The following is a 24,892-nucleotide window of genomic DNA, read 5'->3' on the forward strand; positions in this document are numbered from 1 at the left end:
GCTAAAAGGAGATTATGTGGGCATTGAAAAGGAAAGACCTATCTCAGTTTCTGAGCGTACGGTAAATCGGCCGCGACCAACTATTTTGGTCGTCGATGATGAATATTTTAATTTTGAAATGCTCAAAGCAAGCCTTGGGAATGAGTTTTCGTTAAGCTATGCAAACTCAGGCACATCGTGTTTAACATCGGCTATTGCTGAGCCGCCGGATGCTATACTACTCGATGTGTGTATGCCGGGCTTAGATGGTTATGATACCTGCCGATTACTAAAAAACACCCCAGAAACAGAGCAAATTCCTGTTGTCATGGTGTCTGGCCTTGAAACCGAGCTTGAACAAAAAGCAGGGTTTGATGCCGGGTGTGACGCCTATGTAGTGAAGCCTTTTTCTGTTAAAACATTAATAGAGAAAATAAAAACACTGGTATAGGAGGCCATATGTTTCATGAGGAGAAACGCGACTTTCGCCGCATGCAAATTCATACACCTGCAAAACTAATCCCATTAGATGTTGTTAATGGCGAAGAAATTCAGGCTATGTGTACTGATTTAAGTGCAACAGGGCTGGCAATTCACCTTGATGAAGTTTTAGAAATAGGCAGTCTGTATCGGGTGTTAATTGCTTCGACTAGCACGGCTATTACCTCATTTGATGCAACAGCCCGTGTGATACGAGCAACCAAGGAGCAAGATGGCTCCTTGAGTGCCGGTTTAGAAATTGTAAATTTTAACTAGTAAACTTTACAGATCAGGCCTTTAAGATAAAAGCCTTCTGGGTAGCTGCCAGCAATCGGGTGGTCGGCAGCTTGGTTTAATCGTTCCATGATCAACAAGTCTTTACCTGCATCAAGGGCTGCATCCGCAACCACTTTTTGAAATAAATTTTGTTCCATTAATCCAGAGCACGAGAAGGTAAGTAAAGTGCCACCTGGTTTTAAGATTTGCATCGCAATCATATTAATATCTTTATAACCACGGCAAGCACCGGTTAATTGCGCTTTGTTGTCAGCAAATTTTGGTGGATCCATAACGATAGTATCAAATTGCACACCTTCATCACGGTATTGGCGCAATAACTTAAAAACATCTTGTTTCACAAAATCAACTTTAGACAAATCAAGGTTGTTATGCTCAACGTTACGCTTAGCCGTATCAAGTGCTGGCTGCGATACATCGACGTTAGTAACGTGTTTACAACCGCCACGCAAAGCATAAAGCGAGAAAGTACCTGTGTAGCTAAAGCAGTTTAATACTGTTTTGTCTTTAACAAAGCGCTCAAGGGCTGCACGGCTATCACGTTGGTCTAAGTAAAAGCCAGTTTTGTGGCCTTCAAGAATGTCTACCTCGAGTTTTAAGCCATTTTCTTCAATGATGACTGGCTCAGTTGGTTCCTTGCCCCAAAGTAGGCCCTTGATTGGCTCAAGGCCTTCTTTGGTGCGAACATCAACATCTGAACGTTCATAAATATCGCAGCCTGGGAAAATAGTCATTAGTGCAGCAACAATTTCACCTTTATGACGCTCTGCACCGGCACTAAGCAGTTGGCACACCAATACATTATCAAATTTATCGATAGTGATGCCTGGCAAGTAGTCAGATTCTGCAGCGCTTAAACGAAAACCTGTTAAGCCGCCTTCGCTGATCACCTGTTCGCGCGCATCATAGGCTCGACGCAAACGCTTTTCAAAAAATGCTTGGTCAATTACTTCGTTTTGATCGAAGCTCCATACGCGAGCACGAATTTGCGACTGCGGGCTGTAAGCAGCAATCGCTAAAAATTTGCCGTCATTGTCATAGATAGTGACAGTATCACCTAGTCCTGGCTTACCTTTTACTTTTTTAATGGCTTTTGAGAACACCCACGGGTGTTTTCTTTTTAGTGATTTTTCTCGTCCAGCTTGCAGGTAAATAGCAGATGACATAGGGATTCTCGCGTCAAACAAAAGGGGGCATAGTTTAATGAAGCACTGGCAAACATACAATGAATGTTTTGAACAAATCCAGTAAGCACGCTAAAGTAAGCATAATTTCAATCAGTTAATGGTGATAGCCAGTATATGCAGCCAGAAATAGACTTTGCAGCGTTAGAAACTCAGTGTCGAGACTTTATTTTGTCTTTACTCCATGCCGATGTCGCACACGATATTAGTCATATTGAGCGAGTAGTGAGGGTTGCAAAACAATTATGTATTGCCGAGCAGGCAGAAATGGCTGTGGTGTTACCCTCAGCTTGGTTACATGATTGTGTTGCGGTTGCTAAAAACCACCCAGACAGGGCAAAAGCATCGACCATGGCTGCAGATAAGGCGTTAAGTTTTTTAGCCTCAATTAATTATCCTGAGCAGTATTTTAGTGCTATTCATCATGCTATTGCGGCACATAGCTTTAGTGCCAATATCAAAGTCCAAAGTGTCGAAGCGCAAATTGTGCAAGACGCTGATCGAATGGATGCATTAGGTGCAATTGGTGTGAGTCGCTGTATGAAAGTAGGGGGCTCAATTGGTCGCTATCTGTATCATAAAGACGACCCATTTTGCTTAAACCGCGAACCTGACGATACAAAATATACCCTAGATCATTTTTTCATTAAGCTGTTACACATTAGCGAGAGCATGAACACGCCATCAGCGAAAGATGAAGCCAAACGACGTACAGCTTACATGCTCGAATTTTTAGAGCAGTTAAAAACCGAAATTGGTGAGTAACATGGCTATTCCATCTTTATGTGGTGTTGATCATTGCCACTTAAATGTTGATGATTTAGCGGCTGCGCTAAAGTGGTATCAGCAAGTACTTGGTTTTAATGTGGTACCAGAACTCGCTTTTTGGGATGAAGGGAAAGGGCCTTTAACCTTAGAAGACCAAGCAAAGACAATTCGTTTAGCACTCTTTGAAGCTGACGGTAGAAGCAAAGGAATTGCCTTTGGCGCAAATGCAGCACAGTTTTTAGCATGGCTTGAGCATCTCGCTCAATTTGATGTTAAAACCCTTGTTGCCGACCACGGTGTTACTTATTCAATGTATTTTAAGGATTGTGCTGGAAACAGCCATGAAATTACTTCGCATGATTACGATGCAATTAAAAAAGGCCTCAAATGAGGCCTTTAATACGCTATTAGCGGGTATAAGTGTTTTTGATTTCTATGATGCTATCTATTTGGCCGATAAATAAATCAACTAGTTGCGGGTCAAAATGCTTACCAGCTTCGTCTTTCAATAAGTCGAGCGCTTCTTCAACCGACCAGGCTTTTTTATAAGGGCGTTTTGAGGTTAAAGCATCAAACACATCTGCAATGGTAACAATACGCCCTTCAATACTGATTTCTTCGCCTTTCAGGCCATACGGATAACCCGTACCATCCCATTTTTCATGGTGTTCAAGGGCAAGCTTATGAGCAAGCTGTAATAGCGGCGAAGTTGAGTTCTCTAAAATCTTCGCACCGATTAAGGCATGTTGTTTCATGTGCTCGTATTCGGTTTCGTTCAAGCGCCCAGGCTTTAATAGTACTGAATCAGGAATGCCTATCTTACCAACATCATGCATCGGCGCTGCCTGTTTAAGCTGCTCGGCCTCGTACTCGCTCATGCCATAGGCAAGGGCGAGTACTTTACTGTAGCGGCTCATTCTTGCAATGTGCTCACCGGTGTCCGTGTCTTTGTATTCTGCGGCGCGGCCTAAACGTTGGATCAAATCAATGTGGGCTAATTGCAGTTGCTCAGCTTGCACTAATGATAAATGATTTTTAACCCGCGCCCTGACAATCGCAGGGCTAATTGGTTTGGTAATATAATCGACAGCACCTAGAGCAAAGCCTTCAGACTCATCCTGCTCATGAGAAAGTGCGGTAACAAAGATAACAGGAATATGAGCAGTTTTAGGATTTGCTTTCAATACTTTACAAACTTCAAAGCCACTCATGTCGGGCATCATAATATCGAGCAAAATCAACTTAGGAGGTTCATTCTCAATAAGCTGAAGAGCAAGCTCGCCAGATTTTGCAAACGATAAGCGATAATCGTTAGCGAGTACTTCACGGATCACTTTTAAATTGGCTGGTTCATCATCGACGACCAAAATTCTTGCACGTTCTGAGATTTGCGTCATAGGTGTTCCTTAGCAGCTTGGAGAGTGTGCTTTAAAGCTGATAAAGCAGTGCTTGCTGCATCAAAGTCAAAGTTTTCAAAATGCGCACAAATTTCAACAACCTGATCTTGGTAGGTTGCAGGTGCTTGGGATTGCACTTGGCTTAATAAATCATCGTCTATCTCTGCATGCTCAGCTTGCGCTTGCAGTGCCTCAATTTGGCTAATAAATGCGCCCAACGACGTTTCGTGTATGGGTTGCTGTTGTGAACTAGACTGCGGCTGATCTGCAAGCAATGCAATCAGCGTTTGCCATTCCTGTTCGCACTCGGCAATGAGTGTAGGGAAGCTTTCCTTTTCACGTTCTTTCTCAGCGTTTGATAACAAGTATAATAATTTTGCGAGGGCTAAATTACCCGCGACTCCTTTAAGAGTATGCAAAATTGCTTTTTGTTCTTCTTCACTGAGCATTGGTTCCGTCAGTCGTAGAATACTCTGTTGATGATTGCTTAGGAATAAGCCAATTTCCGTATTTAATTTCTCTTTGCTTCCCCACATCAAAACACCTTTTTCGTAGTTGATGTGCTTTTTCTCATCACCGACTTTATTGTTAGTGATTTTATTTACTTCTAAACCAAGCACTTTCGCAATTTCATGGTTCAGCTGGTTAATATCAACGGGTTTATTTGCAAAGCCATTCATACCGGCTTGCTTTGTAGTAATTTTATCTTGTTGTAAAACACTCGCCGTCAACGCGATGATAGGTGTAATTTTTAAGCATCTGATTTTCTCTATTTCGCGAATTTCTTTACAGGCCATAATGCCGTCACATTCCGGCATATGAATATCCATTAAAATTACATCAAAGTTTTGCTGCTCGAATGCTGCAATGGCTTCAAGGCCATTTTGAGCCGTACTAATGGTGTGCCCAGCTTGCGATAATAAAATGTTCAGTAGCTCAACATTCTGCTCAATGTCATCAACCACTAATATGCGAAGTTTCGGTAAGTTTAATTGATTGCCAGGTAAGGTATCGACTTGGCTGATATCACCTTCTTGTAATGGTAGGGTAAAGTAAAAGCAGCTGCCTTTGCCTTCTTCACTGATAGCACCAATTGAACCACCCATTAATTCAACAAGCTGCTTACTAATAGTTGTGCCAAGACCTGTGCCACCAAATCGGCGTGTCATGGTGCCGTCGGCTTGTTCAAATGGCTGGAAAATAGCTTCTAAGCGGTGCTTGGCTATGCCAATACCGCTGTCTTGTACTTCGAAAAACAATTGTTTATTTTGAGTTTGACTCACAGTAATTGTTACAGACCCTTGCTCTGTAAATTTAATGGCATTACCGATGAGATTATTCATCACTTGGCGAATACGAGACTCATCGCCAATATAAATAGGCGCAACATTTTCAGCTATAATCAAATCAAGCAGGATATCTTTTCGCTTCGCCTCGAGCCAAAAGGTCGATACTATGTTGTCGAGTAGCGCTTGTAAGTTAAAGTGCTCAGCCTGAATATCGAGTTTGCCTTTTTCTAACTTTGCAGAATCTAGTACTTCATTGAGCAAATGCAGCAGTGAGCGAGCTGACTTATTCACAGTAATGATATGCTTTTGTTGCTCTTTACTGAGTGGGCTGTCCATTAATATGTCGCTAAAGCCGATTATGGCATTCATTGGTGTGCGTATTTCATGGCTCATGTTTGCCATAAATGATTGTTTTGCTTGCGCTGCGGCTTCAGCTTCTTGTTTAGCCTTTTTGAGTGATTCTTCATATTCGTGACGAGCGGTAATATCGATAAGTACACCATCGATCCACTTTTGTTCAGAATCACTATTTTCGTTAATTGTTCCTTGGTCTAAAACCCACACAACTTTGCCATTTCGGTGGCGAATGCGGTACTCAACCGCATATTGGTTTTTTTCAGCTATGGCTTTTTCCATAACTTCATCAATATGCGCTACATCATCGTTATTAATGATTTGAGCAAATGTAACTGTGCCATCGGTAAACTCTTCAGGGCTGTAACCAGTTAAGTCAGCAACACTGGGGCTTATAAATTTCATTGTCCAGTGCTCATCTAGCAAACAACGAAATACAGCGCCGGGAGTATTGTTCATTAAAGTACGATATTGCTTTTCTTTTTCTTCGAGACTTTGCTGCAGTGCACGTTGCTCAGTTAAATCGGTTATAAAGCCTACAAACAATGTTTCTGCATTTGGCTGTTTCACTTCCCCAAGCCCAAGTCGAATAGGAAATAAGTGACCATCTTTGTGCTTTGCAAATACATTACGGTTAACGCCAATCACTTTTTTAACTTCATGCCTGCTACTATCAGCTAAGTAACCATCATGTTGCGCGGCTATATCGTCGTTCATTAATAGTTTTACGTTTTTACCTAACACTTCGTCTTGGCGCCAACCAAAAATAGTTTCTGCTGATTTATTAAAGCTTAAAATAATGCCATGAATATTAATTGTTACGATGCCATCTATTGCAGTGCCTAAAATGGCATCCAAGCGCGACTCTTCTGCTGATTTTTCTGCCAGTAATAAGCGAAAACGTACCATGCCGTTAATGATACCAACCAGAGCGGTTAATAATACGGTGGCAAATGAAACGCTAATGGCGATAAAAGTAAGTTGCGACGTTTGAACGTTTTCAGATAACAAAGGCGAGGTTGCAACAAAGCGGGTGGCGGCCATTCCCATGTAATGCATGCCTGCCACGGCAAAGCCAAAGATAATGGCGCAAATGACACGGGTTTGAAACACAGTGAGTTTTTTAAAATACTTACCTAGGTGAAATCGCGCATATAAGCCGACAAAAGATAATGCAACAGCCATCACAATAGATGCTGCAAACCAAGCTGGGTCGTAGCGAAGCAGCGGACTCATTTGCATGGCTGCCATCCCCGAGTAGTGCATCGCACCAATGCCAGAGCCAAGTAATACAGAGCCAATGAGTAGCTTTATTGTTGTTGGTATTTGCTTTAAATCTTTGCGTTTCAAAAATGAGAATGCTGTATAGCAGGCTAGAAATGCAGGAATAAATGAAAAAAATGTCAGTGTAGGGTCGTACTCCACGGTGGTGCATAATGAAAAAGCTAGCATGCCGATAAAGTGCATACTCCAAATACCACCTGACATCACCAAGGCACTTGTCGCACTGCCTAATTTACGGTACGAATCAAATTGTGTTCTATTTGCTAGATCAATGATATGGAGTGAAAAATAAGCAGCAAAAATAGCCGTAGCAATAGAAAGAGCAACTAAGCTTGGATCATAGACACCACTTACTATTAAGCTGGGGTCTTGATCTGTGATAAAAAATTTCGCGAGCATAATATTTTTTTGAAACGGCTTGTTATAGCAGTCTAATACAAATTGTTCTGAATTTAGAGAAAAACCTATCACTTAAGTACGTAGGATTCAAAACCTTGGCTATATTTAATTAAAAAGGAGTAGTTCGAGGTGGGTAGATGAGAAGAACCGAGCAAACATTAGTTGAGCAAATGCAGATTAATGATGTAGAAATCCAACACAGAATGAGCTTATTAGGGCTGACTTCAAATAGTCTGTCATCTCTTTTGAACTATAAACCTATAATCGAATCAGCCATCGAAAATGTAGTGAATGAGTTTTATAAAAAACAAACCGAAGTGGATGAAATTTCGTTATTAATTGGCGATGCAGATACCTTAACACGACTCAGAGATGCACAAAGGCAGTATATAATCGATTTATTTTGTGGTCGTTACGAGCATGAATATGTTAACAACCGTCTACGGATTGGTATGGTGCATAAGCGTATTGGGGTTGAGCCAAAGCTTTACTTATCGGCAGTGTGCACTTTAAAAGAACTGATTTTTAATGTGCTTCGCACCGCAATAAGCGATCAAGATGAGTTAAGTCATACCCTTACCATCATTGATAAATTGATTTACTTTGATACGACCTTGGTCTTTGATACTTATATCGACAGCTTAGTGGGCGAAATTGAAAATGCGAAACGCCGCACCGAAGTCTATGCGAAAGGCCTTGAAGAAAAAGTCGCTCAGCGTACTCAAGAACTTGAGAAACTCGCTAAACTCGACCCTCTCACTAACCTCTACAATCGCCGTGTAATGCAAGAGCTATTACAACGCGACCTTGCCAGAGCCAGACGTCACAAATCACCATTAACGGTTGTTTATTTTGATCTTGATGACTTTAAGTCAGTGAATGACACACAAGGCCACTTAAAAGGTGACGAAGTCCTTAAATATATAGGGCAATACTTACTTGAAAATATTCGCGAGATTGATATACCGTGCCGTTATGGCGGCGATGAATTTTGCATCATCTTACCCGATTGCGAGTTAGATAGCGCCTTTACTATTTGTGAAAAACTTATAGCCGCATTTGAACAACAATACCCTGAGCTTCATCTAAGTTTTGGTCTTATTGCAGCGCCACTTGATAGCACGGTAGATGCTGAAGAGTTAATTAATCGAGCCGACAAAAAAATGTATCAGGCAAAAGAGCATAAGGGTTCATACATTATGCGTTAGCGAGTCATACGCTTTACAAAAACAACGACGAATAAAGCAAGCGAAAAGCTACCACAAAATGCTTCTATAGCTGCGATTAACCTCGAAAAACCTATTGGCGTAATGTCACCATAGCCAAGAGTTGTAAAAGTCACCACGCTGAAGTAAAAACTATTCAACAATGCCGACAAATTGCTTTTAAATGAGTTTTCAAAGCTCAGTTGCATCACAGAATCTTGATAACTTACCCCGAATAAGAAATAACAAAATGCACAGCAAATAATGAGTGACAGACTAAAGCGAATGACATTTTCGGGCTTTTCGCCATAACCACAGAGCATATCTATAAAGCTGGAAGTAATTTGCTTGGTTGAGCCTTTTCGGTATTGCGCATGACGCATTCTTAATTCTTTGTAGGTGAAGTTACCGGCGAGCTCAAAAAGCCCTTGATGTTCAGAGGCTTTTCTTAAATTGCGATATATTTCTTCAGATTGCTCAAATAAGTCTCGTGCTTCATCATGCTGTTTATTTTTACGTGCTTTAAATGCAGCCGCTTCTTGTAATAATTGGTCACCCAACTCGATATTATCAATTCGGCTGTCGTTGAGCTTAATACCTAGTAAGTTGGTATTTTTTAAATCACAGTAATGCAAACTCGCGCTATGTAAATTAGCTTTCATTAATGAAGCATTGGCGATTTTATTATTAAATAGGTGAGCGCCCGTTAAATTCGCACGATAAAAATTACAATAGGAGAGATCATAACCTTCTTCGTCATCCTGCTTTATTAAGTTAAGTCCTGAAAGGTTCGCTCTTTGCAATTGCAGGCCTTCTAATAAGCCACCTTTTTTTGCATAGCGCTCTAATTTTTGGGTTAGATCTAGCCCTGATTTATCAAATTTACTATCATGCCAAAAGCAAAATCCAGAGCCCATATCTGTTTCTTGGCACTTGTTACCTGTTGGTGAGGTATAACTACAACATGGTTTGTCAGGCATAAAGGTGAAAACTTATTTGTGAGTCATCTTTATAGATTAGCAGCTATTTAGCAGGGTAAAATGGAATCTCTTATTTTTATTAATCGAATTGGCTGACCTTTGTTGGATTACACCCTAAAGCGCAGTAAACGCAGAACCACAGTGGCAATTAAAGTTGCCGAGCAGAAATTGACTGTTTATGCGCCTTTTTATGTTCCACAAACTGAGATTGATGCCTGGCTAAAGACCAAACAAGATTGGGTCGCTGAACAAATAGCCAAACAATCCATTCATGCTGAGCGCCGTCAACTACCATTAGTAAACGCCACTATTAAGTTGTTTGGGCAAAACGTGCCGATAGTATTCGCTAAAGGCCCGAAAAGCATGTGGCAACAAGATGCACAGTCTCAGCTTACCTTATCAATATCATCACGTGTCAAACATCAAGAAGCTAACTACCTCGCTTTGCTGGAGCAGTTTTTACATGAAAAGCTTGAGAGCTATATCGAAATGCGTGTTCATGATTATTGTGTACAGATGTCTGAATCGCTCCCTACAAAGCTTAAAATTCAACATTATAAACGTCGTTGGGGCAGTTGTAATAAACGCCGCGAGCTGACTTTTAACTTACATTTAGCAAGTGCGCCAACCTGGGTGATTGATTATGTGGTTGTACATGAGCTTGCGCATCTTTTACATATGAACCATAGCGCTAAGTTCTGGCAACGTGTGAACCAGTTTTATCCAAATTATAAAAAAGCAGAGCAATGGTTAAAAGCAAATGGAAGTAGTTTGAGTTGGTAGCTTAAGTTAGCGAGAGTAAAGTTAGCGAGAGTAAAGTTAGNGTACCACGACCTTGGATTGAGAATACGTCTTCGATAGGCATGATGAATGGCTTATCGATGTCACGCTCTGGCTCTGGGATGTAAGAATCTAGTGCTTCTGCAAGCTCAACGATTTTGTCTTCCCACTCTTTCTCGCCTTCTAACGCTTTAAGCGCTGAACCTTGGATTAGTGGTAAGTCATCACCTGGGAAGTCGTACTCAGAAAGAAGTTCACGAACTTCCATCTCAACTAGCTCAAGTAGCTCTTCGTCGTCAACCATGTCACATTTGTTCATGAATACGATGATGTAAGGTACACCAACCTGACGAGAAAGTAGGATGTGCTCACGAGTTTGTGGCATAGGACCGTCAGTCGCAGCAACTACTAGGATTGCGCCGTCCATTTGAGCAGCACCAGTGATCATGTTTTTAACATAATCGGCGTGTCCTGGACAGTCTACGTGTGCGTAGTGACGAGTTGGAGTATCGTACTCAACGTGTGAAGTTGAGATTGTGATACCACGCTCACGCTCTTCTGGAGCGTTATCGATTGATGCGAAGTCTTTAGCTACACCACCGTATACTTTTGCAAGTACGTTAGTGATTGCTGCTGTTAGAGTTGTTTTACCGTGGTCAACGTGGCCGATTGTACCAACGTTTACGTGCGGTTTTACGCGTTCAAACTTTTCTTTTGCCATGACGGAACCTATCAGTTTTGTGTATCTAGATTACATATGAAAATAATCCACCGAGGGTAGATTAATTTAATTTTTTCAAATTTCAAATAGTTTTTTCTGACAGATAAAGGAAGAAATTAAGATGAGTTCTCGATACTGGTGCTGATAGGCAGATTTGAACTGCCGACCTCACCCTTACCAAGGGTGCGCTCTACCAACTGAGCTATATCAGCAACACCAGAAGTCTGGAGCGGGCAGCGGGAATCGAACCCGCATCATCAGCTTGGAAGGCTGAGGTAATAGCCATTATACGATGCCCGCATAGGAACCTGTTCTTAAACTACCTCTAACCGTCAAGAATAAAGTGGTGGAGGGAGCTGGATTCGAACCAGCGAAGGCTGAGCCGTCAGATTTACAGTCTGATCCCTTTGGCCGCTCGGGAACCCCTCCACGAAAATTCTTTACTAAGTCACTTCCGGTAAAAGGAAAGTGGTGCCGACTATCCGAGTTGAACGGATGACCTACTGATTACAAGTCAGTTGCTCTACCAACTGAGCTAAGTCGGCACTGCTTTAGTACGGGGCGAGATTCTAAGGTAAGGTTTATTGTGATGCAACCATAAAATTAAAAAAAATGTGAATTTATGTGTTAAACGCTCACTATTCAGGCAAAAACCCGTATTTTTACTGCTTTATAGCTAATTCACGCCAATAATTCAGTCCTTTAAACACGAGCAAGCTGTCAAACTTAGCATCTATATATGTATCTGCTAACAATTTGCCATAACCACCAGCAAATAATAACTGACAACCCTGCTGGTTAAGATGTTGTTTTGCTTGCTCGATTGCACCAAGAGTAGCAACCATAGCGCCATTTTTTAGGCCATTTGGCGTATTACGCCCTAACTCAGTCGTAAATGGGGTTTGCTCATCATCAAACACGCGTTGCGTATTTTGGGTAAGTGATGAGGTCATTAAATCAAGGCCAGGTAAGATCCAGCCTCCTAGATGCGCGCCTTCTTTATTAAGCACATCAATTGTCGTTGCTGTACCGGCATCGATAATAATGCAGTTTTGCTCGGGATATTCTACATACGCAGCGATCACCGCGAGCCAGCGATCAATTCCTAGGTTTTGAAACTGCTGATAAGCACAGGTTAACGTAGCAAGTTTAGCGGTCACCTCTGCTTCAAAGTAAGGAACAGCATGTTGCTGCGCCTGTGCTAATAACGGTTTAAGTAGCTCAGTGCTACCCACGCAGGCATAGACCAGCTCTGTTATTTGTGACCAAGGTAAATTGCTGAGTTCACAGGTTTGGTACTCCTTACCATCAAACAAAACGGCTTTAATTGCGGTATTGCCAACATCCACTAATAGTTTCATAGCTCAGCCTTACGTAATGAAATTTCACCGCCATAATAACTTTTCACTTCGCCGTCTTGACGAATACGTACGCCACCTTGATTATCAATTCCTTCGCAAATACCACGCCAGCTACGATGACCCGTATTTAGCTCAACACACTCACCTGCAAATGCATTTAATTGATTCCACTGTAGATACATATCGTTTAAACCTGATTGCTGATACTGAGCTAAACGTTTTTCTAAATAAAAGCACAAATAGGCCACCAGCTTGTTTTTATCTAACCCCTGCACATGCTGACTCAAGTCAGTCCATGCTTGATCTATGTGTTGGCTAACACTTTCTGGCATATGTAAATTGATACCTATGCCTATTACAAGCTGACAAGGACCTTGTGGTTGGCCATCAAGTTCAACTAATACACCGGCTAATTTTTCACGGTTTAAGTAGATATCGTTTGGCCACTTAAGCTCTACATCTAATTGATATAAGGCTTTAAGCGTATCGTAAACAGCAAGCCCAACAGCAATAGAGACCCCCATAGCAGCTTGCAAACCATCATCCAAACGCCAAAAGTAACTAAAGTATAAGTTTGCGCCAAATGGAGATTGCCAAACGCGCCCACGGCGCCCTCTTCCCGCTTGCTGCATTTCTGCAACTAATACGCTTCCAGATGGCAGTGATACTTCTGTTTGCAAACGGCGCATTAACTCACTGTTGGTTGAATCAATAATAGGCTGCACTTCAACATTAGCGGTGCTGCCACCTAACTCATTATAATGCAGACCGATCTTTTCTTTGTTCAGTAAGCCTGCACTATTATTTAGGCAATACCCTTTACCCGTAACCTTAAATATATCGAGCCCCATCTCCTGCAAAGAGTGAATATGTTTACCCACTGCTGCACGGCTAATACCGAGCTGCTCGCCCAATTGCTGACCAGAAATAAAACCACCGGTATTTAGAGCTTGTAAAATAGCGAGCTTATTTCCATCTGGCGCTTTCATGATGAAGCTCCCAATTCAATGTGGCATTCATGTTCAGCATTGATCAGGCGTACTTCATGCTGTAAAGCAATCTGATATTTATGCCAAACCTGTTGTTGTACATGCTTTACCATGGCAATTAAGTCATCACCTGTACTATTACCGTGGTTTACTAGCACTAAAGCTTGCTGCTGATGCACTTCAATACCTGCGACCTTAAAGCCTTTTAACCCAGCTTGCTCAATCAACCACCCCGCCGCAACTTTATGATGCTCAGCATCTACAAAGTAGTGAGGTAGCTCTGGGTACTGTTTTAAAAGTAACGCAAGTTGCTCATTCCTGATCACTGGGTTCTTGAAAAAACTGCCTGCATTCGCAAGTTCACTGGGGTTTGGTAGTTTGCTGTTTCTGGTTGTGATGATTTGCTCAAATACCTGCTGTGGAGAGGGTTCTGAAAGCTGTTGCAATGGTCCATAGCTCAGAACTGGCTGCCATTTTTTAGGTAACAGCAACCCTACTTGGGTGATTACAGCTTTGTTCTTCAGTGCATGCTTGAAGATAGAGTCACGATAGCCAAATTGGCATTCGCCTTTAGTTAAGCGCTTTATCGTTTTGGTGGCAATATCAAAGTATTCGACATATCTCAAAAACTTTTCAAGCTCTACACCGTAAGCTCCTATATTTTGCACTGGTGCAGCACCAACAGTCCCAGGTATTAAAGCAAGGTTTTCAAGCCCAGGCATGTCATTAGCAATAGTCATAGCAACTAATTGGTGCCAGTTTTCTCCGGCTGCAATGTGCAATAAAAAGCCATCGCTTTGCTGCTCTATATCTATGCCCTTCGTATTCATGTGGATCACAGCACCTTGGTAGTCAGATAAAAACACCGTATTACTGCCCTCACCTAAAATACAAAATGGCCCAGAAAAGTCTGTGCTTAAAAGCTGATTCACTTCATCAATTTGATAAAAATGCTGACATTGGCTTGGCAAAGAGAAGGTATGAAAAGATTGCAGGGACTGAGCCACAAAACGCCTCAAAGGTTACCGGTAACTAATCGCATTAGTGTAACCTATCGTCGCAAAATACGCATTAGATTGTAAAAATCACTCAACCCACTGCACTAATCATGTTATAAAACGGGCTCTTTTTCATTTCCGTTCCAGGGTTATTATGAAGTTTAAACCATTACTTTTAAGTCTTGCTATGGCCGGTGCTTGCTCTCAAGCAACTGCAGATGCAATCAGCCAGCACACTTACGCAAACTTAGATGACGTAACAACCACTCACCTACTACTAGATTTAGATGTTGATTTTGATGACAAACAACTAGAAGGTTTTGTTGAGCACACGCTAGATTGGCATAATGCAACAAGCAAAACACTGGTACTTGATACACGCGATTTAGATATCGACAAAGTAATGTATCAAGATCAAAATGGCAGCTGGCACAAAGCTGACTTCACCCTTGCTGCACGTGATGACGTGAAGGGCTCAAAATTAACAATTAAATTTAAAAGCCAAGCGGTTAAAGCACGTATTTACTACAACAGCCGCCCAGAAGCTTCAGGTTTACAGTGGTTAACGCCAGAGCAAACAGCCAGTAAATCACACCCATTTATGTACAGCCAATCACAAGCAATTCATGCTCGTAGTTGGATCCCAGTACAAGATACGCCAGCAATGCGCGTAACCTACTCGGCACGTATTCACACTCCTAAAGACATTCGTGCGGTAATGAGTGCTGATAATAAAGATGCACTTTATAAGGACGGCGATTATCTCTTTAATATGCCACAACCAATTTCGCCATACTTAATCGCAATTGGTGCTGGTAATTTAGAATTTAAAGCTATGTCTAAGCAAACGGGTATCTTTGCTGAGCCAACAATTTTAGATGCATCAGTTGCTGAGTTTAACGACACGCAAGCGATGATCGATAAAACTAACGCGATGTACGGCGAATACGCATGGGGTCGTTATGACTTATTAATGCTACCGCCAAGCTTCCCATTTGGTGGCATGGAAAACCCTCGTTTATCATTCATCACACCAACGGTTGTTGCTGGCGATAAAAGCTTAGTAAACCTAATTGCTCACGAGCTTGCTCACTCTTGGTCTGGTAACTTAGTGACTAATGCGACTTGGGAAGATTTATGGCTAAATGAAGGTTTCACGTCTTACGTTGAAAACCGCATTATGGAAGAAGTGTTTGGTCGTGACCGTGCAGTTATGGAACAAGCGCTTGATGCAGCCGGCTTACGTGCATTACTTAAAACTCTACCAGCACCAGATACGCGTCTTAACTTAAAACTTAATGGCCGCGATCCTGATGATGCATTTAGCTCAGTGCCTTACACTAAAGGTCAGCTTTTCTTAATCTATCTAGAAAACAAATTTGGCCGTGATAAGTTTGACCCATTCGTAAAGGGTTACTTTGACCAATTTGCGTTTAAGTCTCTTACAACAGCGCAATTTGTTACTTACTTAAAAGCTAACTTGATCGACAAATACCCAGGCGTTGTGAGCATGGATAAAGTTAATGAGTGGATCTTTGAGCCTGGTTTACCAAGCGATGCTCCTAACCCAACGTCTGATGCCTTCGATAAAGTTGATGCTGTAACCAAAACATGGTTGAACGGTGAGATCAGTGCAGCCCAGTTACCAACAGCGGATTGGTCAGTTCACGAGTGGCTACACTTTTTGAATAACCTACCTCGTGATTTAAGCATCGAAAAAATGACTGAACTTGATAATCAATTCAACCTAACACAGTCAACTAATGCAGAGCGTGCTTTCGCATGGTTTATGCTAGCGGTAGGTAATGGTTATCAACCAATTTACCCAGCGCTTGATGAACACCTATCAGGCATCGGTCGTCGTAAATTAATTGTGCCACTCTATAAAGCACTTATTAAAAACGGTAAAAAAGACTGGGCGCATGATGTGTACTTAAAAGCACGTCCGGGTTACCACCCACTTGCACAAGGTACTGTTGACGACTTATTTGCAAAGTAAGTCATCAAACACAAAAAAGGCGCTGCAATCAGCGCCTTTTTTAATTATTTTATTAGTTACTTACTTTTTGTAAGAACGCACGGCGCTCTTCAGGGCTTGCTTGTTGCCACCAAAACTCAAGCATCGCAGCCGCACTTGGCGTATTTTTCAAACCCGCTTGTCCGCCGGGTACTTTTGCAGGCAATGTGACAGGGATTGCAGTCGCAGGCTTGTTGCTTGTACTTGTAGCAGCAACTGGGGCACTGGCTACAGCTTGTACAGGCGCGCTAGCTGTACGATAGCTAACTATCGATAGCGGCACAGCAAGTTCACTGCCTTTGGCTTTTAAGCTCACTTGCGGTGATTCAGCAAACACTTCTGCCGCAACAGCATTACTGGCACGATTAAACACTAGGTCATAGTCTTTGCCACTCTCTACCGTAAGCTCAACCCAAAATGGCTCTGACTCAACAACTTGATGGTCATCATAACCTTGCTCGTAAAGATCGGTATATTTCATCTTCACTTGGTAAGTACCAGGGGCAAGCTCAACATCGTCAACACGACTGAAAAACGACTGTTCAATTAGGCGCTCTCCAACTTGTAAGGGTACAAACTCTTCGGGAAAGTGAATAGTCTCAGCTACACTGCTGAAACTATTAAATAGCATTAACGCACTACTCAGTAATACTAACTTACGCATGTTCACTCCTTGGTTGTTCAACTTGCGGCAGTTTCAGTTTGACACTGCAAATAAAGTTTGTCATTAGTGGGCGGTCATTTAACCACATTTATAAGAGAGCTAAGTATGAGCCAAGAGACTATTTTTACAAAGATTATTAACCGAGAGATCCCAGCTGATATTGTTTATGAGGACGATCTATCTTTAGCTTTTAAAGATATTAACCCGCAAGCCCCTTTTCATGTGCTGATCATCCCAAAAACGCCAATAGCGACGATTAATGATGTTACGGAAGAAAACGCCGCTTTAGTCGGTCACTTATATGTAGTTGCTGCAAAACTCGCTAAACAATTTGGCTTTAGTGAAGACGGATTTCGCGTCGTAATGAACTGTAATGACCACGGCGGACAAACTGTGTACCATATACACCTACACATGTTAGCAGGTAAAGAAATGGGCTGGCCTCCATATCAGGACAAGAAAAAAACAGCAATCTAATACTTTAACATGTAAACAAATGTAAAAAGTAGCACAAACATATTATTTTTGGCTATAATAAATATATATCAGTTAGTTAACATATTGCGATTAGTTAACTAACTGTAATTTTTGACACAAAACAGACACAAACTGTACTTTTCCTGCACAACTCTCAGAAATTTCTAATACGAAAGGGGTGGATTGCGTGATAGGATTTAACTGTCAACTTTATTCAAGAGTGTATATATATGAGTAGTTCAGCCTTTTTATTATTAGATCCAGAGCCAATTAACACTATTGGCATTAACGTATTAGAGCCATTGTTAAAAACACAAGGACTAGCAGTGACATCTGGTACTGATATCTCTGAAGTACCAGAAGGAACACGCTTGTTATTTATTGAAACGTCAAGCACAGATCCGTGGGGCAAGTTAAAAGAGCAGCTAGTTAATTTACGATTAAAATGCGATATCGTGCTGTTTAACCTAGATGAAAACCCTGAACTTGCAAACCGTGCTCTATTAAGTGGTATTCGTGGTGTGTTTTACACAACAGATAATGCTGATGTGTTAATGAAAGGCATTCGTTTATTACTTGAAGATCAACTATGGTATCGCCGCGACATCATGTGTAATGCACTAAATCGTATGTTGCAGTTCAATAAAGACGCACTCCACAAATTGACAGATGGTGACATCGAACCGGTTAAACTTACTAAACGTGAAAAAGCAATTATCTCACTAATGAGTAAAGGTTCGAAAAATAAAGAAATTGCTGAAGACTTAAGCATCAGCCCACATACAGTTAAAACTCACTTATATAGTGCATTTAGAAAAACTAAATGTCGTAACCGTATCGAGCTATTGTCTTGGGCACAGCAGAATATTCCAGACGAAATTCGCTAAACTAAACATCCTACAAGTTAAAACAGACGCAGCCGCGTCTGTTTTTGTTTCTGGTTGCTAAACACTGTAATTGACTTTATGCTCAAACTGATTGCAAAACACCGGAAATACAATGCTCGACTCAGCCACTTTATATTACGCCAGTGCTGCCATGATGGCAGTGATGACTCTTCTTAATTACCTTACATGGCGAACCAATAATAATACTCCGGGCACCTTACTCTATATTTTCTACCCTCTAGTGATGTTTGCATCGGTAATGAGTTTTGCATTGCATGGTCATATCAATAATATTGCCAGTGTTGCTATCGCAAACACCCTACTCTTTAGTGCTTCCATTATTCATGTACTTGCGATTTGCCAATTTTTAAATGCCAAATGCGTTGGCTTTAAAACCTTTGTTGCGATAACGGTGGCGCTCGCGATTACCATGATTTACCTTGCCACTGATAGCGCAGAGTTACGTAGTCGGATTTTGGTTTCTGATCTTCAGCATATAGTTGAAGCCTTGTTTTTACTGGCATTATTTATTCGAAATGGCCGTAAAAGTTACCCTAATGGCAGTATTGTCTACATTTTAATTCTCAGCATTATTCTGGCTATATTTACAGGCCGAACCTTAATGATGGGAGATGTCACAACAGCAAGCTTATTGTCAGCGGATTGGTTTAGTATCACTTTATTTATTAATGGTGTTATTGCGCCGATGTTTTATGCAACTGGTATGGCACTATTATGTAATGAACGCCGCGAACAAAACCTCAATCAGTTAGCTGAAAAAGCTCATAAAGACTTAGAAATTCGTGGTTTATTCCTATCAACTATCAGCCATGAAATACGTACGCCGTTAAATGGCATTTTGGGTAGTGCACAGCTAATCATGAATCAGTCGAGTGACCCACGTGACAAACCTTATTGTGAAGCAATAATTAACTCAGCTGAGTCGCTAAACTTACTGGTCGATAAAGTACTCGATTACGCCAGCCTTGATCAGCGTGATGAAGCGCTCTACGAAGAAGACGTCGAGTTTAAAACCTGGCTCAATAACCTGTGCCTTTTACTCAGCCCTTTAGCAGAGCAAAAACATTTAAAGTTTGAACTTATATATAACTTGCCCGATCAAGCATGTTATTACTGCGACCAACAAAAACTCAGACAAGTTATTATTAACTTAGTAGGTAATGCGATTAAGTTTACCGACCAAGGTGCAGTAAAAATCCAAGTAAAACTGCTCAATGAAGGGCAATTAGATCACCTTGTTCGCATTAGTGTTATTGACTCAGGCCCTGGTATTGAAGATGAAGAAATTGCATACCTAACAGAACCTTATGTTCAAAGCAGCGCAGGTAAAGAAAAAGGAGGTACAGGCCTTGGCTTAGCAATCACCAGCCGCTTATTGGAAAAGCTAGGCAGCAAGCTCAATATCGAGAGTGAACTTAATAAAGGTAGTACTTTCAGCTTTGATATTCCGCTTGCCATTGGTGAGCTTAGTCTTGTTGAGCAGCGTCACCAATCAAAAGATTATGTTACTGGTCTAGACGTGTTATTAGTTGAAGACCTCGACTTAAACCAAAAAATTGCCATTGAATTTATGGCCGATGACGAGCACAAGATTAAGCTTGCAAAAGATGGTACTAGTGCCATTGAACTAATGCAAAAACATCACTTTGATGTGGTATTACTCGATATGAATTTGCCTGATTTAACAGGCCAAGAAGTGCTGAAAAAGCTAAAAAATATCGACCATTTAAACCAGCGAACCCCGGTGTTAGCGTTCACCGCGAGTCTTAGCCCTGATGAAATAAAAGAATACTTAGCACTTGGCATCAAAGACATTGTTGGCAAACCAATTAAGCAACAAAAACTACGCCAAGCACTTAGTGATTCACAAAGTAATCAAGCAGCAAGCATTGCTGTTGAGCTGCGCGATACACTCTATGATGAAACAGCCGCAGCGACTCTTGTCAGCTCATTCAGTGAAGATGAAGTGTCATCGATTTACAACGAGTTTGTATTGTCAGCCAGAAACAAACTGATCCGCTGCCAACAGCTCGTCGAGGATGATAAAGAGCAGTGCATCAAGCTACTGCACCGCCAAGCCAGCACGGCTTTACAACTAGGCTTTAACCGCTATGGTTTAGAACTTAAGAAAATCGAGCGTAAACTGCTCGACAACAAGCCTTTAAAGGAATCACTAACCGACGCATTAGTCCTATGGCAAGAAAGCCTACAAGCCTACTTAAAGCATGTTAGAAGTGAGTTAGCATAGGAGCTCCTAGCTCCTAGCTCCTAGCTCCTAGCTCCTAGCTCCTAGCGAGACTAATCCCTATTAGCCTCAAGCAAGCGACATTTGTCATATGCGTAGAAATTCTCCCTCTCCCATGCCTGAAAGCTCCGAACTCCCCTAATAAACTTGATCCAAATCAACTATTAAATCGCCTTATTTAGCATCAGGAAAATAGCTTGATCTGGATCATATCAGCCGCCCTCAAGCCAGCCTATGATTAACTCATAGACATTAGGAGGCACAACCATGAACGTATTCTTCAGAGATTTTTTTAGCGACCCAGTTTTATTTATGTCATTCGGCATTTTGGCAGTTGTTATCGTTTTATGCCTTTTCTATGTTGGTTTCTTTATTAAGAAAATTCACGACGCAGAAGTTCCTAAGTAAGAATTAAGCACGACGCACAAAGCCCCTATCCAATTTATTGTTTAGGGGCTTTTTATTTGCAGCTAGCTAAAATCTTGTAGCGGTTCTCAAAAAGCAAAAACTTGCTACAATAGGCGCTTATTTTGTTTCGAAAGTGTCAGCTATGTTACCTGAGTTTAAGCCTGCGTGGTGGATGCGCAATCGCCATTTACAAACCATAATGCCGCGCTTTTTTCGCCCTTTTCATAATACCCGCTACGACTTATCGACAATCGATACTCCAGATGGCGACTTTTTAGAACTGGCTTGGGCAACACCTCATAACGAGCAAGCACCCCTCGCTATTGTATTGCATGGTTTAGAAGGCAATATAAACAGCTTTTATGCTAAAGGCATGATGAAAAAGCTTAAACAACAAGGCTTTGCTGTAGTATTAATGCATTTTCGAAACTGCTCTCGCGAAGTTAACCGTTTGGCACGTGCTTATCACAGCGGCGAAACAGAAGACCTGCGCTTTTTCATCAACCACCTGAAGAGCAAGTTTCCAAAACGCCCGTTATTTGCCGTGGGCTTTTCGTTAGGTGGTAATGTACTGGCAAAGTATTTAGGTGAGCAAGGTACTAAATCAAACTTAACTGGCGCAGCCGTTGTGTCTGCACCATTTGACTTGTCATCATCTTGCGAAGTTATTCGTAAAAGCTTAGGTAAGATTTATCAAAAGTATTTACTCGACCGTATGAAAAAGTCGATGCAAAGAAAGCTACCACAAATCGAACAGCAAATTAGCCTAACGCCAGAAAAGCTCATGGCGATTGATGACTTATGGCAATTCGATAATATGCTCACGGCACCATTGCATGGCTTTGCCGGTGCTGAAGATTACTATCAGCAAGCGAGTGCAAAACCATTTTTAAAAAGCATTGCAACACCTACGCTGATTGTGCACGCAAAAGATGACCCGATGTTATCAATAAAAGCCGTGCCAGATAGCTTAGATGTGAGTGAACATGTTACGCTGCGCATCTCAGAACAAGGGGGTCATGTCGGATTTATTAGCGGTAAAAACCCTTTTAAGCCCGAATATTGGCTTGAACGAATTGTTCCTGAGTATTTTCAACAATTAGTTAAAAAAGAGCAGTTATGATCATTCCCCACGAACGCCTCGATAAAGAGACTCTGTATAATTTAATCGAAAGTTATGTTTTACGTGAAGGCACTGATTACGGCGAACAAGAATTTAGCATTGAAAGCAAAGTAGCGCAGGTTCATCAACAGCTTAAAAATGGTGAAGCCATGGTGTTTTTTTCTGAGTTACATGAGTCAGTTACGATTATATCCAAAGCTGAATTCATTGCTCTACAAGCTGACCCAGAGTACCAATCGTCGTTCAACGACTAAACTTGTAAGTTACACTGTAACCCTTCACAATGGCTTTTTAACTTAAAGAGCCATTAAAAAATGAAAAAACTAAGCTCACTGGTTGCCGCAGTTTCTTTGGCCTTAATTGGTCAAGCAAATGCAGATCAGGTTACTGCATCAGATAAAGCCATTAAACTAGCAAAAGACACTATTTTAATCGATACCCATATCGATGTGCCTTACCGTATTCATAACAAGTGGGCTGACGTAACCAAAGCTACAAGCGACGGTGATTTTGATTATCCGCGTGCTGTGCAAGGTGGTTTGAACGCTCCTTTCATGTCAATTTACATTCCTGCAAACCTAGAATTTGAAGGCAAAGGTAAAAGCTATCAATTAGCAAATCAGCTAATCGACTCTATGGAAGCGATTGTGCAACGCGCCCCAAGTAAATTCGCTATTGCTGACTCAACTGCCGATATTAAAGAGCAATTTAAACAAGGTAAAATGTCGATTGCTATGGGCATGGAAAACGGCTCACCTATCGAAGGCGACATTAAAAACCTTAAGCACTTTTATGAGCGTGGCGTACGTTACATCACGCTAGCTCACTCGCAGAGTAACCACATTTCTGATTCATCTTATGATATTCGTCGTAAGTGGAAAGGCCTGAGCCCATTCGGTAAAGAGCTGGTAAAAGAAATGAACAACATAGGTATGCTGGTTGATGTATCACATATTTCTGATGATGCGTTTTATCAAGTGATGGAAATTTCAAAGGTACCCGTGATTGCTTCACACTCATCACTGCGTAAATACACCCCAGGCTTTGAGCGTAATATGAATGACGACATGCTGTTAGCTCTTAAAAAGAATGGTGGTGTTATTCAAATTAACTTCGGTTCAAGCTTTGTTACAGCAAAAGCAGGCTCTTGGTACGATCAACTTAAATCAGCAAAGGCTGAAAAGAAAAAAGACGGTACTAAGCTAAGCAAAGATTTTGATGCAGCTTATCGCGCTAAAAACCCGTTTCCATTTGCAAGCTTAGAACAAGTACTTGATCACATTGACCATGTAGTTGAGCTAATTGGTATCGATTATGTGGGTATTGGCTCAGATTACGATGGTGTAGGCGACTCTCTACCTACTGGCTTAAAAGATGTTTCTAGCTATCCTAACCTTGTGCAAGGTCTAATGGACCGTGGTTATAGTGATAAAGACATCAAAAAGATTTTAAGTGGCAATATGCTACGTGTATGGCAACAAGCTGAAGCATACGCAAAAGCCCATTAATCGACACAAACTCTATTTCAAAGCGCAGTTAACTAGCTGCGCTTTTTATTTTTATCATCATAAGTATTTGATAATACAAATAGCTTGTTTTAATCTGCTGATATTACAAAGCAACTTGGATGATGTGATATGTCGACTTGGCAAGGGAATACTGCGCTGGCATTTGCAAGCATTGCGCTGGGCTTATCAATTTATAGCTATACAAAAGCAAACTCTAATGACAAGCCTGTAGTTATTCAGCAAGCAAAACCTAACTTAAAAGAGTTGGCCATTCCAGAGCAAGACAGAGAAAATCTAGTCGCCTTACATGGCTATATTTTAGATCTCGAAACACGCATTCACGAGCTTGAAAATCAAGCGCCAACAATTGATCCTGAGCGACTTGCCTCATTAGTTAAACAAGCAATGGAACAGCAAGAAAAAGAGCGACGAGTCGAAATTGAGAAAAGAAATCCAGCGCTTGGCTGGCTAAGTAATTTACCTGATGACTACCGCGAACGCATCAAAGCAGACCCACAATATGCCGACAGCTCAATAAATGAAGCACTTGCCACCTTACTCAATTTGAGTAAGTCCGAAAATGAGCGCTTAGCAGCCTACGGGCAACTAAAAATGACCCTAGGCATGCTCAGACGCGACTTGGACGACAGCCAAGCAAATGCAGTAATCGATGCCATGATAAGCATTAGCGAATACACTAATGATCCTAAAATTCGTGTCAGTACATTAGAGAATTTATCTCGCCAAAATAACGTATCGCCTAAGCTCGCTGAGCACTTTCAAAAACTGTTACAAACTGACGATAATGATTATGTTCGCAATATTTCTGCCACAGCCCTCATTGGCCAATTTTTCCGTGCAACAAGAGACGGCAACAATAGTTATGCCAGTGATTTAGCAGAACGAATTACCACTCTTGAAAATAGCAGTAATGCAAAAGTTGCCGAAATCATGGCTGAAAACCTAAAAGGCCCACGGTTAAGAGAAGAAATAGATAAAGCGCTGGGGAAATGATTGAAGGTGCTAGGTGCTAGGTGCTAGGTGCTAGGTGCTAGGTGCTAGGTGCTAGGTGCTAGG

At 41.4% G+C, this 24,892-nt stretch carries 23 protein-coding genes, 4 tRNA genes and 1 pseudogene; 15 read left to right on the forward strand and 13 right to left on the reverse strand.

The features are described 5' to 3' along the window. Window positions 1-16: 16 nt before the first annotated feature. Both VRK28_RS00390 and VRK28_RS00395 read left to right on the forward strand, forming a co-directional pair. The gene (locus VRK28_RS00390) at window positions 17-430 is read left to right on the forward strand and encodes a response regulator (protein WP_276319705.1); all 414 of its coding nucleotides are present in this window, start codon (window positions 17-19) and stop codon (window positions 428-430) included. An 8-nt stretch (window positions 431-438) separates the two neighbouring features. Beyond that, window positions 439-735: a PilZ domain-containing protein gene (locus VRK28_RS00395; protein ID WP_062566996.1), complete on the forward strand. Its 297-nt coding sequence runs from the start codon at window positions 439-441 to the stop codon at window positions 733-735. On the opposite strand, the gene VRK28_RS00400 is transcribed toward VRK28_RS00395, so the two are convergent. Continuing rightward, the gene (locus tag VRK28_RS00400) at window positions 732-1,922 is read right to left on the reverse strand and encodes a class I SAM-dependent methyltransferase (RefSeq protein ID WP_062566995.1); all 1,191 of its coding nucleotides are present in this window, start codon (window positions 1,920-1,922) and stop codon (window positions 732-734) included. The two genes, VRK28_RS00395 and VRK28_RS00400, sit on opposite strands and share 4 nt — an antisense overlap. Window positions 1,923-2,057: 135 nt before the next feature. Here VRK28_RS00400 and VRK28_RS00405 point away from each other — a divergent pair, with 135 nt between their 5' ends. Together VRK28_RS00405 and VRK28_RS00410 are read left to right on the forward strand one after the other, a co-directional pair. Then, on the forward strand, window positions 2,058-2,705 hold the full coding sequence (locus VRK28_RS00405) for an HD domain-containing protein (RefSeq protein WP_062566994.1): 648 nt from the start codon (window positions 2,058-2,060) through the stop codon (window positions 2,703-2,705). Next, window positions 2,698-3,099, forward strand: coding sequence for a VOC family protein (locus VRK28_RS00410; protein ID WP_208855503.1), 402 nt, complete (start codon window positions 2,698-2,700; stop codon window positions 3,097-3,099). Before VRK28_RS00405 ends, VRK28_RS00410 begins: the two co-directional genes overlap by 8 nt. Before the next feature lie 16 nt (window positions 3,100-3,115). Here the strand turns inward: VRK28_RS00410 and VRK28_RS00415 are convergent, their stop codons facing one another. Then, window positions 3,116-4,105 carry a response regulator gene (locus VRK28_RS00415; RefSeq protein ID WP_062566992.1) on the reverse strand — a complete coding sequence of 330 codons (990 nt, stop codon included), beginning with the start codon at window positions 4,103-4,105 and terminating at the stop codon, window positions 3,116-3,118. After that, entirely contained in the window at window positions 4,102-7,431 is a 3,330-nt protein-coding gene (locus VRK28_RS00420; RefSeq protein ID WP_332393079.1) for a PAS domain S-box protein, read from the reverse strand. Before VRK28_RS00420 ends, VRK28_RS00415 begins: the two co-directional genes overlap by 4 nt. 137 nt (window positions 7,432-7,568) lie before the next feature. On the opposite strand from VRK28_RS00420, the gene VRK28_RS00425 reads away from it, so the two are divergent. Then, a complete protein-coding gene (locus tag VRK28_RS00425; protein WP_269408291.1) occupies window positions 7,569-8,639 on the forward strand; it encodes a GGDEF domain-containing protein in 1,071 nt (356 codons plus the stop codon). On the opposite strand, the gene VRK28_RS00430 is transcribed toward VRK28_RS00425, so the two are convergent. Further along, window positions 8,636-9,616, reverse strand: coding sequence for an ion channel (locus VRK28_RS00430; protein WP_287206400.1), 981 nt, complete (start codon window positions 9,614-9,616; stop codon window positions 8,636-8,638). The two genes, VRK28_RS00425 and VRK28_RS00430, sit on opposite strands and share 4 nt — an antisense overlap. A 102-nt stretch (window positions 9,617-9,718) precedes the next feature. On the opposite strand from VRK28_RS00430, the gene VRK28_RS00435 reads away from it, so the two are divergent. Continuing rightward, window positions 9,719-10,399, forward strand: a complete 681-nt coding sequence (locus VRK28_RS00435; RefSeq protein ID WP_062566989.1) for a M48 family metallopeptidase — start codon at window positions 9,719-9,721, stop codon at window positions 10,397-10,399. Window positions 10,400-10,436: 37 nt separating this feature from the next. Here the strand turns inward: VRK28_RS00435 and VRK28_RS00440 are convergent. The 8 genes and pseudogenes from VRK28_RS00440 to murB all read right to left on the reverse strand — a co-directional run. Continuing rightward, window positions 10,437-11,117, reverse strand: a pseudogene (locus tag VRK28_RS00440) (GTP-binding protein); the annotation flags it as partial. A 136-nt stretch (window positions 11,118-11,253) separates the two neighbouring features. Next, window positions 11,254-11,329 (reverse strand) — tRNA-Thr (locus tag VRK28_RS00445). 13 nt (window positions 11,330-11,342) lie between these two features. Further along, window positions 11,343-11,417, reverse strand: a tRNA-Gly gene (locus VRK28_RS00450). Between the two features lie 44 nt (window positions 11,418-11,461). Beyond that, window positions 11,462-11,546: transfer RNA gene (locus VRK28_RS00455), tRNA-Tyr, on the reverse strand. A 40-nt stretch (window positions 11,547-11,586) separates the two neighbouring features. Beyond that, window positions 11,587-11,662 (reverse strand) — tRNA-Thr (locus VRK28_RS00460). A gap of 117 nt (window positions 11,663-11,779) precedes the next feature. Beyond that, complete coding sequence (locus VRK28_RS00465) at window positions 11,780-12,478, reverse strand: type III pantothenate kinase (protein ID WP_332393080.1); 699 nt, start codon at window positions 12,476-12,478, stop codon at window positions 11,780-11,782. Continuing rightward, the gene (birA, locus tag VRK28_RS00470; protein WP_251604453.1) at window positions 12,475-13,467 is read right to left on the reverse strand and encodes a bifunctional biotin--[acetyl-CoA-carboxylase] ligase/biotin operon repressor BirA; all 993 of its coding nucleotides are present in this window, start codon (window positions 13,465-13,467) and stop codon (window positions 12,475-12,477) included. The genes VRK28_RS00465 and birA overlap by 4 nt, the downstream gene beginning before the upstream one ends. After that, a complete protein-coding gene (murB, locus tag VRK28_RS00475) occupies window positions 13,464-14,474 on the reverse strand; it encodes a UDP-N-acetylmuramate dehydrogenase (RefSeq protein ID WP_332393081.1) in 1,011 nt (336 codons plus the stop codon). Before murB ends, birA begins: the two co-directional genes overlap by 4 nt. Window positions 14,475-14,619: 145 nt before the next feature. Between murB and VRK28_RS00480 the strand changes: the two genes are divergently transcribed. Then, complete coding sequence (locus VRK28_RS00480; protein WP_062564699.1) at window positions 14,620-16,464, forward strand: M1 family metallopeptidase; 1,845 nt, start codon at window positions 14,620-14,622, stop codon at window positions 16,462-16,464. A 52-nt stretch (window positions 16,465-16,516) separates the two neighbouring features. On the opposite strand, the gene VRK28_RS00485 is transcribed toward VRK28_RS00480, so the two are convergent. Beyond that, window positions 16,517-17,146 carry a DUF2057 domain-containing protein gene (locus VRK28_RS00485; protein WP_332393082.1) on the reverse strand — a complete coding sequence of 210 codons (630 nt, stop codon included), beginning with the start codon at window positions 17,144-17,146 and terminating at the stop codon, window positions 16,517-16,519. Between the two features lie 105 nt (window positions 17,147-17,251). On the opposite strand from VRK28_RS00485, the gene VRK28_RS00490 reads away from it, so the two are divergent. The 8 genes from VRK28_RS00490 (at window position 17,252) to VRK28_RS00525 (ending at window position 24,829) form a co-directional block, all read left to right on the forward strand. Continuing rightward, window positions 17,252-17,623: a histidine triad nucleotide-binding protein gene (locus VRK28_RS00490; RefSeq protein WP_062564697.1), complete on the forward strand. Its 372-nt coding sequence runs from the start codon at window positions 17,252-17,254 to the stop codon at window positions 17,621-17,623. A gap of 230 nt (window positions 17,624-17,853) precedes the next feature. After that, on the forward strand, window positions 17,854-18,510 hold the full coding sequence (locus tag VRK28_RS00495) for a helix-turn-helix transcriptional regulator (protein WP_054563917.1): 657 nt from the start codon (window positions 17,854-17,856) through the stop codon (window positions 18,508-18,510). Window positions 18,511-18,622: 112 nt separating this feature from the next. Continuing rightward, complete coding sequence (locus VRK28_RS00500) at window positions 18,623-20,779, forward strand: ATP-binding protein (RefSeq protein ID WP_058583721.1); 2,157 nt, start codon at window positions 18,623-18,625, stop codon at window positions 20,777-20,779. A gap of 264 nt (window positions 20,780-21,043) precedes the next feature. Beyond that, a complete protein-coding gene (locus tag VRK28_RS00505) occupies window positions 21,044-21,184 on the forward strand; it encodes a DUF3149 domain-containing protein (RefSeq protein ID WP_119852677.1) in 141 nt (46 codons plus the stop codon). A gap of 142 nt (window positions 21,185-21,326) precedes the next feature. Continuing rightward, on the forward strand, window positions 21,327-22,307 hold the full coding sequence (locus tag VRK28_RS00510) for a hydrolase (RefSeq protein ID WP_054563919.1): 981 nt from the start codon (window positions 21,327-21,329) through the stop codon (window positions 22,305-22,307). Continuing rightward, window positions 22,304-22,561 (forward strand): YheU family protein, encoded by a 258-nt coding sequence (locus VRK28_RS00515; RefSeq protein WP_304637605.1) that lies wholly within the window; start codon window positions 22,304-22,306, stop codon window positions 22,559-22,561. The genes VRK28_RS00510 and VRK28_RS00515 overlap by 4 nt, the downstream gene beginning before the upstream one ends. A gap of 60 nt (window positions 22,562-22,621) precedes the next feature. Beyond that, window positions 22,622-23,815 (forward strand): dipeptidase, encoded by a 1,194-nt coding sequence (locus VRK28_RS00520; RefSeq protein WP_054563921.1) that lies wholly within the window; start codon window positions 22,622-22,624, stop codon window positions 23,813-23,815. Window positions 23,816-23,944: 129 nt separating this feature from the next. Then, window positions 23,945-24,829 (forward strand): hypothetical protein, encoded by an 885-nt coding sequence (locus VRK28_RS00525; protein WP_332393083.1) that lies wholly within the window; start codon window positions 23,945-23,947, stop codon window positions 24,827-24,829. Window positions 24,830-24,892 lie beyond the last annotated feature (63 nt).

The sequence above is a fragment of the Pseudoalteromonas sp. P80D2 genome (genome assembly GCF_036680945.1).
GTDB lineage: Bacteria > Pseudomonadota > Gammaproteobacteria > Enterobacterales > Alteromonadaceae > Pseudoalteromonas > Pseudoalteromonas shioyasakiensis.

Bases quoted from the DNA above. Each gene is read 5' to 3' on its own strand.
- VRK28_RS00395 (WP_062566996.1), top strand. From the start codon at position 439: ATGTTTCATGAGGAGAAACGCGACTTTCGCCGCATGCAAATTCATACA.
- VRK28_RS00400 (WP_062566995.1), bottom strand. From the start codon at position 1,922: ATGTCATCTGCTATTTACCTGCAAGCTGGACGAGAAAAATCACTAAAA.
- VRK28_RS00405 (WP_062566994.1), top strand. From the start codon at position 2,058: ATGCAGCCAGAAATAGACTTTGCAGCGTTAGAAACTCAGTGTCGAGAC.
- VRK28_RS00415 (WP_062566992.1), bottom strand. From the start codon at position 4,105: ATGACGCAAATCTCAGAACGTGCAAGAATTTTGGTCGTCGATGATGAA.
- VRK28_RS00420 (WP_332393079.1), bottom strand. From the start codon at position 7,431: ATGCTCGCGAAATTTTTTATCACAGATCAAGACCCCAGCTTAATAGTA.
- VRK28_RS00425 (WP_269408291.1), top strand. From the start codon at position 7,569: ATGAGAAGAACCGAGCAAACATTAGTTGAGCAAATGCAGATTAATGAT.
- VRK28_RS00430 (WP_287206400.1), bottom strand. From the start codon at position 9,616: ATGCCTGACAAACCATGTTGTAGTTATACCTCACCAACAGGTAACAAG.
- VRK28_RS00465 (WP_332393080.1), bottom strand. From the start codon at position 12,478: ATGAAACTATTAGTGGATGTTGGCAATACCGCAATTAAAGCCGTTTTG.
- birA (WP_251604453.1), bottom strand. From the start codon at position 13,467: ATGAAAGCGCCAGATGGAAATAAGCTCGCTATTTTACAAGCTCTAAAT.
- VRK28_RS00480 (WP_062564699.1), top strand. From the start codon at position 14,620: ATGAAGTTTAAACCATTACTTTTAAGTCTTGCTATGGCCGGTGCTTGC.
- VRK28_RS00485 (WP_332393082.1), bottom strand. From the start codon at position 17,146: ATGCGTAAGTTAGTATTACTGAGTAGTGCGTTAATGCTATTTAATAGT.
- VRK28_RS00490 (WP_062564697.1), top strand. From the start codon at position 17,252: ATGAGCCAAGAGACTATTTTTACAAAGATTATTAACCGAGAGATCCCA.
- VRK28_RS00495 (WP_054563917.1), top strand. From the start codon at position 17,854: ATGAGTAGTTCAGCCTTTTTATTATTAGATCCAGAGCCAATTAACACT.
- VRK28_RS00500 (WP_058583721.1), top strand. From the start codon at position 18,623: ATGCTCGACTCAGCCACTTTATATTACGCCAGTGCTGCCATGATGGCA.
- VRK28_RS00505 (WP_119852677.1), top strand. From the start codon at position 21,044: ATGAACGTATTCTTCAGAGATTTTTTTAGCGACCCAGTTTTATTTATG.
- VRK28_RS00510 (WP_054563919.1), top strand. From the start codon at position 21,327: ATGTTACCTGAGTTTAAGCCTGCGTGGTGGATGCGCAATCGCCATTTA.
- VRK28_RS00515 (WP_304637605.1), top strand. From the start codon at position 22,304: ATGATCATTCCCCACGAACGCCTCGATAAAGAGACTCTGTATAATTTA.
- VRK28_RS00520 (WP_054563921.1), top strand. From the start codon at position 22,622: ATGAAAAAACTAAGCTCACTGGTTGCCGCAGTTTCTTTGGCCTTAATT.
- VRK28_RS00525 (WP_332393083.1), top strand. From the start codon at position 23,945: ATGTCGACTTGGCAAGGGAATACTGCGCTGGCATTTGCAAGCATTGCG.